The sequence below is a fragment of the Microbacterium sp. Beta genome (genome assembly GCF_005502545.1).
Lineage (GTDB): Bacteria > Actinomycetota > Actinomycetes > Actinomycetales > Microbacteriaceae > Microbacterium > Microbacterium oxydans.
Genome location: NZ_SCOG01000025.1, coordinates 17,511 through 29,507, shown reverse-complemented (window position 1 = coordinate 29,507; position 11,997 = coordinate 17,511). Strand labels below are relative to the sequence as shown.

Below are 11,997 nucleotides of genomic sequence, written 5' to 3'. Positions count from 1 at the left end.
GGGAAGCGGGAAGCGGAGTCGATGAGGATTCTGATCGTCGAAGACGACGACCGGGTCGCAGGCGCACTGGAGGCGTTTCTCGCCCGGTCCGGGTACGCGACCGTCCGTGCGGCGGATGGAGCGTCTGCACTGGGTCTTCTCGGAGCGGACACCGAGGTGGTGCTGCTCGATCTCGGTCTGCCCGACGTCGACGGGGTCGACCTGTGTCGCCGGATCAGGGGCCGCTCCGAGGTCCCGATCGTGATCGTGACCGCCCGCAGTCAGGTCGCGGAGCGCATCAAAGGGCTCCGCGCCGGAGCCGATGACTTCGTGGTGAAGCCCTACGATGTTCACGAGCTCCTGGCGCGAATCGAGGCGGTCACACGGCGATCCAGGCCGATGAGGCCCGAGGCGGATGCGCGCGTCCTGCTCCACGGAGGCGGCGTGCAGGTCGATCTGATCGCTCGCCAGGTGCTGGTCGACGGCGCGGCCATCGACCTCACGCGCAAGGAGTTCGACATCATCGCCGTCCTGGCCCGCTACCCGGGAGTGGCGGTGCCGAAGGACCGGCTGATCCGCGAGGTGTGGAACACCGACTGGCGAGGATTCGGCCATTCTCTGGAGGTGCACGTCGGGGCGATCAGGAAGAAGACCGGGGTCCGCGGGGTCATCGAGACGGTCCGCGGGGTCGGCTATCGGCTGGCAGGGTCCTGAGTCGTGCGTCGTCGCCTCATCCTCGTGTTCCTGATACCGCTCGTCGCGATCCTGGCCGGACTCGGCGGTGCCGCGGGGTGGAGCGCCGCCCAGAGCGTGCAGCAGGCCTTCTATGCGCAGCAGATCGGCGACCTCGGCTACTTCGTCACGAGCGCGCGCCAGGCTCTGCGTTCCGGCAGTGCTGCCGTGATCGAGGCGGAGGTGGAGCGGTTCCGCGAGGTCTACGGGATCGAGGTGACCGTGTTCGATCTCGGGGGCGGCGTGTGGGCCGCAGCGGATCAGGACCCGGCGGTGCTTCGCGAAGACGATGCCGAGCGCGTCAAGCTGGCGCTCTCCGGTCGACGAGCCGAGCAGCCGACGGTGGTGTTCCCGTGGAGTGTCTCGGATTCCGCATTGGCCGAGCCGGTGTTCGATGACGGTGACGTGATAGGCGCCGTGCTCGTCGCCGGAGATGTGGCGGCTCCGCGCGCCGCGATCCTGCACCAGCTCCTGCTCATCTCGGCGATCGCGGGCGTGCTCATCGCGCTCGGCGTGCTCCTGGTGTTCCGGCTCGCGCGTTGGGTGCTCTCGCCGGTGCGCCGACTCGACGAGGCCATGGTCGCGATTGAGCGCGGCGAGATGGACGCGCGCGTTGCTGCGGACGACGGTCCGCCGGAGCTCCGCCGCATGGCGCACGTGTTCAACGGCATGGCCGACGAGATCGAACGGGTGATGACGAGGCAGCAGGAGTTCGCGCTCAACGCCTCACACGAACTGCGCAACCCCCTCAATGCTCTGCTCCTGAGAGTGGAGCATCTGGCGACGGGACTCGGCGACGAGTGGCAGGGCGACGTCGAGGAGACGAGGGAGGAGGGGCGCCGGATGACCCGCATCCTCGAGACACTTCTCGGCCTCGCGCGCGGCGGCCGTGGCGACTCGACCATCTCCGCTGTGGATCTGGCGACTCTGGCCGCTCGTCGCCGGGAAGCATGGCGCGATGTCGCGGCTCAGCGCGGAGTCGGGCTGCGCCCCACCGGTGTGTCATCGGTGATGAGCGTGACCGACCGCACGATCGTGGAGAGCGCGCTGGATGCCGTGATCGACAATGCCGTGAAGTTCTCGCCCGAGGGGGCGCACATCGAGATCGGGGCGAGACGGGAAGGAAGCGTCTGTCGGATCACGGTCCGCGATCACGGTCCGGGCCTCACCGACGAGCAGGCAGCTGCGGCGACCGACCGGTTCTGGCGCAACGTCGACACCGGGGATACACCGGGGTCAGGACTCGGGCTGGCGATCGCGAGCGATCTGCTGGCGACGATCGGGGGAGAGCTGGCGGTCTCTTCGGCACAGGGTGGCGGACTCGAGGTCGCGCTCGTCCTGCACGACGGGTCCACGCCATGAGGTCGGCCGCCAGGGGACTTCTCGCGGGAGGACTCGCGTTCGTGCTGCTGACCGGGTTGACCGCGTGCGTCCCTCGCTCCGACGAGTGGAGCGACGTCGAGTACGCGATCGCCAGCGGGGGCTCGACCGGTGTGTACTACGACTACGGCAGCCACCTGGCGGAAGAGCTGTCGGACCGGCTGGACCTCCGGATGGTCGCGCAGGAGACCGCGGGATCGGTCGACAACCTGCTGCGGGTGAGTTCGGGCGAGGCCCTGCTCGGATTCGCGCAGGGGGATGCCGCCGCCGACGCGGTGTCGGGCACCGGCGCCTTCGAGCGGCCGTTGGAGGTGGAGGCTCTCGCCCGCCTGTACGACGAGTACGTTCAGGTCGTGGTGCGGGGGGATTCGGACATCGACGACATCGGCGATCTTGCCGGCCGCACCATCTCACTCGGCGCCGAGAACTCCGGCGTCAACGTGATCGCTGGCCGAGTGCTCGACGCGGCAGGCGTCGCGCTCGATTCCGTCCGCGACCCCCAGCTCGACCTCAGCGCGTCGATCGGTGCGATGGAGCGTGGTGAGATCGACGGCTTCTTCTGGGTGGGGGGCCTGCCCACTCCCGGCGTGGCCGAACTGTCCTCGCGGGCTCCGGTGCGTCTGCTCCCGATCGAGCCCGAGTGGGTCAATGCCGTGAACGAACGGTACTCGCATGCCTATCGGCAGGCCGATGTCCCCGCGGGGACATACGGCCTGCCGGACTCCGCGCCGACGATGGCCGTTCCCAACTATCTCGTCACCGCCGCGTCCACGCCGGATGCCGTCGTGCACGATGTCCTGGCCGGGCTCTTCGACGCGCGACTGCGCATCGCGGGGGAGGTGCCGACCGCGGCGCTGCTGGATCGGCGCTCGGCGATCTTCACCGGTCCGGTCCCTCTCCACGATGGTGCGATCGACTACTACCGCGACCTGCGCGGTTGACTGCTCAAGAAATCCTCAAGAAGTCTGACAGCGGGGCCGGCGCTCTGCCATTGTGAGGTCGATCGCGCACGATCGTCGCCTGCTGCACAACTGTCGTTGGGGCATCGCAGCAGGACGATTCCGCGGCCCGTGGGGGCGGGCCGCGGGGTACCCATGCACAGCAGCATTGGTGCCGCGATCAGGTGATTACGAACGTGTAAATCTCACCGAGGTGCCTGGAGACCCGCGCCCGACGTGGCTAGTTTGGAGAAATGATGACCTCTGATACCCCGCTCGTCGTGGTCGAGAACGTCCAGAAGCACTACGGCGACTTCCAGGCGCTCACCGACATCGATCTGACCGTGAACTCGGGGGAGGTCGTCGTCGTGATCGGCCCGTCCGGCTCTGGGAAGTCGACACTGTGCCGCACGATCAACCGCTTGGAGACGATCACCAGCGGGAGCATCCGCATCGACGGCAAGGAACTCCCGGCCGAGGGCAAGGGCCTGGCTCATCTGCGCGCCGACGTCGGCATGGTCTTCCAGTCGTTCAACCTCTTTGCCCACCTCACGATCCTCGAGAACGTGACTCTCGGACCGATCAAGGTGCGCGGCATCAAGAAGGCCGACGCCGAGAAGGAGGCGATGATGCTGCTCGAGCGCGTCGGCGTGGCGCAGCAGGCCTCGAAGCTCCCTGCCCAGCTCTCCGGTGGTCAGCAGCAGCGCGTGGCCATCGCCCGCGCTCTCGCGATGCAGCCCAAGGTGATGCTGTTCGACGAGCCCACCAGTGCTCTCGACCCCGAGATGATCAACGAGGTGCTCGACGTCATGGTCGAACTCGCCCAGGACGGGATGACGATGATCGTCGTCACGCACGAGATGGGCTTCGCGCGCAAGGCCGCCGACCGCGTCGTGTTCATGGCGGACGGACGGATCGTGGAGGAGGCGACTCCCGAGGAGTTCTTCACGCACCCGAAGAGCGATCGCGCCAAGGACTTCCTCTCGAAGCTCCTCACGCACTGACGCGCCCGCACACTCACACACAGACCCTGCACACACAGCACACGAAGGAGACGCACATGCGACGCACACGGACACTGGCAGGCATCGGAATCGCGGCAGCCGCGCTGCTGACGCTCACCGCCTGCAACAGCGGAACACCGTCCAGCACGGGGGCCCCGGAAGGCGGCGACGAAGGTGACTCCTCCAGCAGCACGCCCTGGACAGTCCTGACCGACGTCAGCATCGACGGCAGCCCGACGTTCGACCGGATCGAGTCGTCCGGAAAGATCAAGGTCGGCGTCAAGGAGGACCAGCCCGGTCTCGGCTACCTCGACCCCGTGACCGGTGACCGCACCGGATTCGACGTCGACATCGCCCGCTGGATGGCGGCATCGCTCGGTGTCGACCCGGAGAAGATCGAGTTCCAGGCGATCGCCTCCGCGAACCGCGAGCAGGCCATCGTGAACGGCGACATCGACTACTACGTCGGCACCTACTCCATCACCGACAAGCGCAAGGAGCAGATCTCCTTCGCCGGTCCGTACTTCGTCACCGGCCAGGGTCTCCTGGTGGCAGCTGACAGCGATATCAAGAGCGTCGACGACCTCGACTCCTCGACGACCGTCTGCTCGGCGACCGGCTCGACGCCGATCCAGAACATCAAGACGAACTACCCCGACGTGCCCACCAAGGAGTACGACACGTACTCCAAGTGCGTCGAGGACCTGAAGAACGGCCAGGTGGACGCGGTCACCACCGATGAGGCGATCCTCATCGGCTACGCGGCTCAGGACCCGGACAACCTCAAGGTCGTCGGTGAGCCCTTCAGCGAGGAGCGCTACGGCATCGGCGTCGCCAAGGGCGACGACGCCCTCGTGGAGTACTTCAACACGCAGCTGACCGACGGTGGCGAGATCTGGCAGCAGATCTTCGACAACAACCTCGGTGCCTCCGGCGTCAAGGCGACGCAGCCCGAGGTCGACCCGGTCGGTTGATCTCCGCGGGGCGGTCGGCATGGTCGGCCGCCCCGCTCATGCAGGACACTTTCGAGAACCCGAATCGACAGGAGCAGCAGTGGGAGTCATCTCCGACCACCTCGACCTCTGGGGAGAGGCACTGTGGGGAACCATCGTGCTGTTCCTCGGCGGCGGCATCATCGCGCTGGTCCTCGGGCTCATCGTCGGGGCCGCGCGTGTGTCGCCGGTCCCGATCGCCCGCGCCGTCGGTGGCGTGTACGTGAACTGGATCCGCAACACACCACTGACCCTGGTCATGTTCTTCTTCGCCTTCTGCCTTCCGATCCTGCTGGGGGAGCGGGTGAACTCCCTGCTGCTGGCCGTGATCGCGCTCGGCATCTACACCGCGACCTATGTGGCGGAGGCGCTGCGAGCCGGCATCAACACCGTGCCGGTCGGCCAGGCGGAAGCCGCACGGGCGATCGGCCTGAACTTCGGCCAGGTCATGCGCTACGTGGTGCTGCCGCAGGCGACGCGCTCCGTCGTCCCGCCCATGATGAGCGTGCTCATCGCCCTCATGAAGAACACCACGGTTGCCGCAGGGTTCTCGGTCGTCAACCTCGGCACCATCCGCGCGGCGCTCAGCGAACGCGGTGAGAACGCGCTCGTCGTGCTCCTGTGGGTCATGGTCCTGTTCGTGGTGCTGGTGCTGCTGCTCGCCTGGGTGCAGCGCGTTCTCGAGAACAAGTGGAGGATCGCGCGATGAGTTCCGTCCTTTTCGACGTCCCCGGCCCCCGTGCCGTCGCCCGCAACCGGCTCATCGGAGTCGCCACGGTGCTCGTGGTCCTCGCGGTGCTCGGCTGGGTGGTGTGGAGGCTGTTCGCCACCGGGCAGTTCTCCGCAGAGAAGTGGAACATCTTCACGTTCTCCGCGGTCTGGATCCGCTTCGGCGAAGGCCTCCTGGCCACGCTGGCCGCGTTCGCCGTCGCCGGCGTCGGGTCCCTCGCGCTCGGATTCCTGCTCGGCATCGGCCGCCTCTCGGAGCACGCCTGGGTGCGTGAGCCGGTCCGGTGGATCATCGAGGTGCTGCGAGCGGTGCCCGTGCTCATCCTCATGATGCTGCTGTACTACGGCCTCCCGGTGATCGGCGTGAAGATGCCGCCGTACTGGGCCGTCGTCATCGCCCTGATCGTCTACAACGGCTCCGTGCTCGCCGAGGTGCTGCGAGCCGGCATCGAGTCGCTGCCCCGCGGACAGAAGGAGGCCGGCTACGCGATCGGACTGCGGAAGACCGGGGTGATGTACTTCATCCTGATCCCGCAGGCCGTCCGGGCCATGATGCCGGTGATCATCGCGCAGCTCGTCGTGGCGCTCAAGGACACCGCGCTCGGCTTCATCATCACGTACCAGGAGCTCCTCTACGTCATCAACCAGATCGGCAACCAGGCGCCCTACGGCTCCCCGCTGATCCCGGCGGCGATCGTCGGCGGATCGATGTACGTGGCCGTCTGCCTCCTGCTCTCCTACATCGCCTACCGCCTGCAGAAGCGTGCCAAGCGCTCGCCGAAGGCAGGGCCTGCGGTGCCGGATCCCCGCCAGCACGGAGGCGAGACCAACACCTCGCTCATCGTGCTGCAGGGAGATGGGTCCGAGAAGGCGCGCTGATCCGCGAAAGCCACCTGCGCGCCCCCGGTAGACTCGATTCTCGTGTCAGAGTCTCCTGAAATCACCCCGGAAGCGGTCGAGTCCGCTGTTGCCGATGCCCTCGCGGCGATCGCCGCAGCCGCCGACACCGCCGAGCTGAAAGCGGCCCGCGCCGCACACGTCGCCGACGGATCGCCGCTCGCGGTACTGAACGCCTCGATGCGCCAGGTCGCTCCCGAGAACAAGGCCGCATTCGGCAAGCTCGTGGGCCAGGGGAGAGGGCAGGTGACCCAGGCGCTGGCCGCGAAGGAGGCCGAGCTCGCCGAGGCCGAGGTCGCCGCGCGCCTCGAGTCCGAGCGGGTGGACATCACCGCCGTGCCCTCGCGCACGCGTGTCGGCGCCCGACACCCGCTCACGCTCCTGCAGGACCAGGTGTGCGACATCTTCGTCGGCATGGGCTGGGAGATCGCGGAGGGACCGGAGCTCGAGCACGAGTGGTTCAACTTCGACGCACTGAACTTCGATGTGGACCACCCCGCACGCCAGGAGCAGGACACGTTCTACGTGGACCCGCCCTCGCGTCACCTCGTGATGCGCACGCACACGAGCCCGGTGCAGGTGCGCTCGATGCTCGACCGCGAGGTGCCCATCTACGTGCTGTGCCCCGGCCGGGTGTATCGCACCGACGAGTTCGACGCCACGCACCTGCCGGTGTTCACGCAGTTCGAGGGACTCGTGATCGACAAGGGCATCACGATGGCGCACCTCAAGGGCACGCTCGACCACTTCGCGAAGCTGCTCTTCGGCCCCGAGGCCAAGACGCGCTTCCGCACCAACTACTTCCCCTTCACCGAGCCGTCCGCCGAGCTCGATCTGTGGCACCCCACGTTCAAGGGCGGTGCGCGCTGGATCGAGTGGGGCGGCTGCGGCATGGTCAACCCGAACGTGCTGCGCGCGGCAGGGATCGACCCGGAGGAATACAGCGGCTTCGCGTTCGGCATGGGCATCGAGCGGGGCCTGATGTTCCGCAGCGACGTCCAGGACATGCGCGACATGGCCGAGGGCGATGTCCGATTCAGCGAGCAGTACGGGATGGTGGTGTGATGCGCGTCCCGCTTTCGTGGTTGCGTGAGTACGTCGATCTGGCAGCGGACGCCACGCCCGAGGATGTCCTCGCGGCCCTGGTGACCGTCGGCTTCGAAGAGGAGGACGTGCACCGTTTCGACATCACGGGCCCCGTGGTGGTCGGCCAGGTCGTCTCGCTCGAGCCGGAGCCCCAGTCCAACGGCAAGACCATCAACTGGTGCCAGGTCGACGTCGGCGAGGCGAACGGCGGCATCCGTGGCATCGTCTGCGGCGCGCACAACTTCGTCGTCGGGGACAAGGTCGTCGTGACCCTGCCCGGTGCGGTGCTGCCCGGTCCGTTCCCGATCGCCGCCCGCAAGACCTACGGTCATGTGTCGGACGGCATGATCGCCTCTGCGCGCGAGCTGGGACTCGGTGACGAGCACAACGGCATCGTCGTGCTGTCCGACCTCGGCATCGATGCGCCCGTCGGCACCGACGCGATCGCCCTGCTCGGCCTCGACGACGTCGCGGTGGAGATCAACGTCACGCCCGACCGCGGTTACGCCTTCTCCCTGCGCGGGGTGGCTCGTGAGTACGCGCACGCGACCGGAGCGACCTTCCGCGACCCGGCGGAGCGCGACTTCGCCGAACTCCAGCCGGGCACCGGACACACGACCGTGGTCGACGACGTCGCACCTGTGCGTGGGAACGTCGGCGCCAGCGAGTTCGTGACCCGTGTCGTCCGCGACGTCGATCCCTCGCGTCCGACTCCTCCGTGGATGGTGGCGCGGCTCAGCCTCGCCGGCATGCGGTCGCTGGGCGTGCTCATCGACATCACCAACTACGTGATGCTCGAGCTCGGACAGCCGCTGCATGGCTACGACCTCGACAAGCTCACGGGCGGCATCACGGTCCGCCGCGCGACTCCGGGCGAGAAGATGACCACCCTCGACGGCGTCGAGCGCGCGCTGCACACCGAAGACCTGCTCATCACAGACGAGTCGGGTCCGATCGGCCTGGCCGGCGTCATGGGCGGCGGCACGACGGAGATGAGCGACTCCACCCGGAACGTGATGATCGAGGCGGCGAGCTTCGACCCGACCACGATCGCCCGTTCGGCTCGTCGTCACAAGCTGCCCAGCGAGGCGTCCAAGCGTTTCGAGCGCGGCGTCGACCCGCTGATCCCCTTCGTCGCGGCCCGGCGCGCGGCCGACCTCATGGTCGAGTTCGCCGGGGGCACGCTCACGGAGGAGGGCGGCGCGCTGTTCGCCGAGGTCTTCGTCGCGGAGATCGAGCTGCCCGCCGGCTTCGTGCAGGGGCTCATCGGCGTCGACTACACCGATGAAGAGATCACCGGTGCGCTGACGACGATCGGCGCGGAGGTCAGCCCTTCGACCGGCTCAGGGACCCAGGGCGGGTGGACGGTCATCCCGCCGACCTGGCGCCCCGACCTCACCGACAAGTGGACGCTCGCCGAGGAAGTCGCCCGCATCCACGGGCTCGACCGCATCCCCTCGGTGCTGCCGACGCCTCCCTCCGGGCGCGGCCTCACCGCGCACCAGCAGGGCCGCCGCCGCGTGGCCGATGCTCTGGCTGCTGCGGGGCTCGTCGAGACGCCGTCGTTCCCGTTCACCACGGAGGCGCAGAACGATCTGCACGGCTCCGCGTCGGGCGAGCACCTGCCGAGCATCCGTCTGGCGAATCCGCTCGACGGGCAGGCGCCGTACCTGCGCCGGTCGCTGATCCCCGGTCTGCTGCAGACCGCGCACCGCAACATCTCCCGCGGGCTCACCGACCTCGCGATCTTCGAAACCGGGGTGGTCTTCCTTCCCGAGCCGGGTGTGGAGTACGGCACCGATGAGGTGCCGCCGCTGGGGGAGCGTCCGTCCGACGAGACGCTCGCGGAGCTGAACGCCTCGATCCCGCCACAGCACCGGTTCGTCTCCGGACTCCTCACCGGCCATGTCGCACCGCGCCAGCCCGGTCGCCCCGCCGAGGCCGCCGGCCTCGTGGAGGCTCTGGACGCGGTCCGTGTGATCGCGGCAGCCGCCGGGGTCGACATCGACGTGCTCCAGGCCGAACGCGCCGCCCTCCACCCCGGGCGCACCGGGTCGCTCCTGGTGGCAGGCGAAGAGGTCGGATACGTCGGCGAGCTGCACCCCGCTGTCGCCGAGGGGGCCGATCTTCCCGGGCGCGCGACCGTGTTCGAGCTCGACCTCGACCGCATCCTGTCGCTTGCCGGCGGACGGGTCGTCGCGGCTTCGCTGTCGACGTTCCCCGCCGCTACGCAGGACGTGTCGCTCCTGGTTCCGGCCGGGGTCCCCGCCGCGGATGTGCAGGCCGCCCTCGCCGAAGGTGCGGGCACGCTGCTGGAGTCGGTGCGCCTCGTCGACGACTATCGCGGAGAGGGCGTTCCGGAGGGTTCCAAGAGCCTGACCTTCGCACTGAGGTTCCGGGCGGATGACCGCACACTCACCGCGGCGGAGGCCACGGAAGCCAAGCTCGCCGGAGTCGAGGTCGCTGCGCAGCGCTTCGGAGCGACGCTGCGCGACTGAGGGCCGATCCGCGGTGTGAGGCGCACCGTGTCGTCCTCGGATGATCCAGGTCGGCGCCGGAGTACCGTGGCGGGATGAGAATCCTCCCCCAGGGCACTCCGGCCGCCGTCCCCGACGGGGCGCGACCGCTCGGCGAGGGGCCGTTCCTCGAGCCCGGCGCACAGATCGACTGGCACTACCGGAAACCGGGGTGGCAGCCGGGAGAGCCGTCCAGGATCTCGCCGATGCGCGTGGTCCGTGATGATGAGCGCGGTCTCGTGGCCTGGCTCGCTCCCGGGACGCTCCAGGAGGCGCCCGGCTCCAGCGATGGACAGCGCGTTCGGGAAGTGCCTCTCGCCCGGCGCTGGCTCGAGCCGCGGACGCGCATCGTGGAGCGCTGGCGGGGCAACGGGGTGCTGTGCATCGCCCCTGCGGGCATGCCGTGGTCGATCTGGCTGTTCTGGAGCGACACCACCTGGCCGGACTGGGCGTTCTCCGGGTGGTACGTGAATCTCGAGAACGCGCATCTGCGGACAGACCGGGACACCTTCTCGTCCGACCATATCCTCGACGTCGAGATCGATCCGGCGGGCGGCATCCACCTCAAGGACGAGGATGAGCTCGTCGCCGCGATCGCCCAGGGACGGCTCAGCTCCGAGCAGGCCGCGCAGATCGAGCGGCACGCGGACGCGGCCATCGCGTCGTTCGAGGCCGACGACTGGCCGTTCGACTCCGCGTGGACCCGCTGGCGGCCCGACCCCGCCTGGACGGTTCCGGTGCTGGCAGGCCTTGACCGGTTGGGTGCAGGCACACCATGACGGATGTTCTGATCCTGGGCGGCACCGGGTGGCTTTCCGGGCGCGTCGCCGGTCACTGGCGCGACCACGGAGCCACGGTCACCTGCCTCGCTCGAGGCACACGGCCCGCGCCGGAGGGAACGGTCCTGGTGCGTGGCGATCGCGAGGAGGCTTCGACCTACGTCGACCTCGCACGACGGGAGTGGGACCACGTCGTCGACATCTCCTCCCAGGCGGCGCATGTCGATCGGGCAGTCGAGATGCTGGGCGATCGAGCGGCACGATGGACGTACGTGTCATCCGTGTCGGTGTACTCCGATGACGAGACGGTCGGTGCGGACGAATCGGCTCCACGACGCCCGGCGGCGGTTCTCGGCGACGAGTACGAGTACGCGGCGCAGAAGGTCGCCGCCGAGGACTCCGTCGCCCGATTGGGGGAGCGGGCACTCGTGGTGCGTCCCGGCCTGATCGTGGGCGACGGAGACCCGAGCGACCGCTTCGGCTACTGGAGTGCTGCGTTCGCTCGTGCCGACGCTGACGCCGTGCTGCTGCCCCCGCTGGACGGGCGGAGCGCTCAGTTGATCGACGTCGACGATCTGGCGGAGTACATCGTCACCGCGCGAGGCAGCGGAGCCGTCAACGCCGTCGGCGACGAGAGGCCTCTCGCGGATGTGCTGCGGATGGTCCGCGCTGCATCCGGGCACACCGGGGCGACCATCGTCGCGGACGAGGAGTGGCTCATCGCGCATGACGTGGACCACTGGGCCGGCCCGCACTCCCTGCCGCTGTGGCTCCCGCCCGAGATGACGGGATTCATGACCCGCTCGAACGCGGCATTCCATGAGACCGGTGGGACGCTCCGTCCGCTCGTCGACACGATCGAGCGCGTGCTCGCCGACGAACGGGAGCGCGGACTCGACCGCGAACGACGTGCCGGGCTCACGCGGGCGCAGGAGCGGGCGCTGCTGGCCGATCGATAGACTGCG

Annotated in this window: 11 protein-coding genes; all 11 read left to right on the top strand. The window is 68.7% G+C overall.

The genetic code is table 11. The features are described 5' to 3' along the window. Window positions 1-21: 21 nt before the first annotated feature. Window positions 22-693, top strand: coding sequence for a response regulator transcription factor (locus FFS56_RS17430; protein ID WP_046749021.1), 672 nt, complete (start codon window positions 22-24; stop codon window positions 691-693). Between the two features lie 3 nt (window positions 694-696). Then, complete coding sequence (locus FFS56_RS17425) at window positions 697-2,073, top strand: HAMP domain-containing sensor histidine kinase (RefSeq protein WP_127011986.1); 1,377 nt, start codon at window positions 697-699, stop codon at window positions 2,071-2,073. Next, window positions 2,070-3,032 carry a TAXI family TRAP transporter solute-binding subunit gene (locus tag FFS56_RS17420; protein ID WP_046749023.1) on the top strand — a complete coding sequence of 321 codons (963 nt, stop codon included), beginning with the start codon at window positions 2,070-2,072 and terminating at the stop codon, window positions 3,030-3,032. The genes FFS56_RS17425 and FFS56_RS17420 overlap by 4 nt, the downstream gene beginning before the upstream one ends. A gap of 254 nt (window positions 3,033-3,286) precedes the next feature. Continuing rightward, window positions 3,287-4,033, top strand: coding sequence for an amino acid ABC transporter ATP-binding protein (locus FFS56_RS17415; protein WP_046749084.1), 747 nt, complete (start codon window positions 3,287-3,289; stop codon window positions 4,031-4,033). 56 nt (window positions 4,034-4,089) lie between these two features. Then, the gene (locus FFS56_RS17410; protein ID WP_046749024.1) at window positions 4,090-5,007 is read left to right on the top strand and encodes a glutamate ABC transporter substrate-binding protein; all 918 of its coding nucleotides are present in this window, start codon (window positions 4,090-4,092) and stop codon (window positions 5,005-5,007) included. Between the two features lie 79 nt (window positions 5,008-5,086). Then, window positions 5,087-5,734 carry an amino acid ABC transporter permease gene (locus FFS56_RS17405; RefSeq protein WP_046749025.1) on the top strand — a complete coding sequence of 216 codons (648 nt, stop codon included), beginning with the start codon at window positions 5,087-5,089 and terminating at the stop codon, window positions 5,732-5,734. Next, window positions 5,731-6,633: an amino acid ABC transporter permease gene (locus tag FFS56_RS17400; protein ID WP_046749085.1), complete on the top strand. Its 903-nt coding sequence runs from the start codon at window positions 5,731-5,733 to the stop codon at window positions 6,631-6,633. Before FFS56_RS17405 ends, FFS56_RS17400 begins: the two co-directional genes overlap by 4 nt. Before the next feature lie 42 nt (window positions 6,634-6,675). Beyond that, a complete protein-coding gene (gene pheS / locus FFS56_RS17395) occupies window positions 6,676-7,716 on the top strand; it encodes a phenylalanine--tRNA ligase subunit alpha (protein WP_046749026.1) in 1,041 nt (346 codons plus the stop codon). Further along, window positions 7,716-10,235 (top strand): phenylalanine--tRNA ligase subunit beta, encoded by a 2,520-nt coding sequence (gene pheT / locus FFS56_RS17390; RefSeq protein WP_127011987.1) that lies wholly within the window; start codon window positions 7,716-7,718, stop codon window positions 10,233-10,235. The genes pheS and pheT overlap by 1 nt, the downstream gene beginning before the upstream one ends. A 74-nt stretch (window positions 10,236-10,309) precedes the next feature. Then, a complete protein-coding gene (locus FFS56_RS17385; protein WP_127011988.1) occupies window positions 10,310-11,032 on the top strand; it encodes a DUF402 domain-containing protein in 723 nt (240 codons plus the stop codon). Next, entirely contained in the window at window positions 11,029-11,991 is a 963-nt protein-coding gene (locus FFS56_RS17380) for an NAD-dependent epimerase/dehydratase family protein (protein ID WP_127011989.1), read from the top strand. Before FFS56_RS17385 ends, FFS56_RS17380 begins: the two co-directional genes overlap by 4 nt. Window positions 11,992-11,997: the final 6 nt, after the last annotated feature.

Excerpts from the sequence above, each read along its gene's own strand:
- FFS56_RS17415 (WP_046749084.1), top strand. The coding sequence starts at position 3,287 with ATGACCTCTGATACCCCGCTCGTCGTGGTCGAGAACGTCCAGAAGCAC.
- pheT (WP_127011987.1), top strand. The coding sequence starts at position 7,716 with ATGCGCGTCCCGCTTTCGTGGTTGCGTGAGTACGTCGATCTGGCAGCG.
- FFS56_RS17400 (WP_046749085.1), top strand. The coding sequence starts at position 5,731 with ATGAGTTCCGTCCTTTTCGACGTCCCCGGCCCCCGTGCCGTCGCCCGC.
- FFS56_RS17410 (WP_046749024.1), top strand. The coding sequence starts at position 4,090 with ATGCGACGCACACGGACACTGGCAGGCATCGGAATCGCGGCAGCCGCG.
- FFS56_RS17420 (WP_046749023.1), top strand. The coding sequence starts at position 2,070 with ATGAGGTCGGCCGCCAGGGGACTTCTCGCGGGAGGACTCGCGTTCGTG.
- FFS56_RS17430 (WP_046749021.1), top strand. The coding sequence starts at position 22 with ATGAGGATTCTGATCGTCGAAGACGACGACCGGGTCGCAGGCGCACTG.
- FFS56_RS17380 (WP_127011989.1), top strand. The coding sequence starts at position 11,029 with ATGACGGATGTTCTGATCCTGGGCGGCACCGGGTGGCTTTCCGGGCGC.
- FFS56_RS17385 (WP_127011988.1), top strand. The coding sequence starts at position 10,310 with ATGAGAATCCTCCCCCAGGGCACTCCGGCCGCCGTCCCCGACGGGGCG.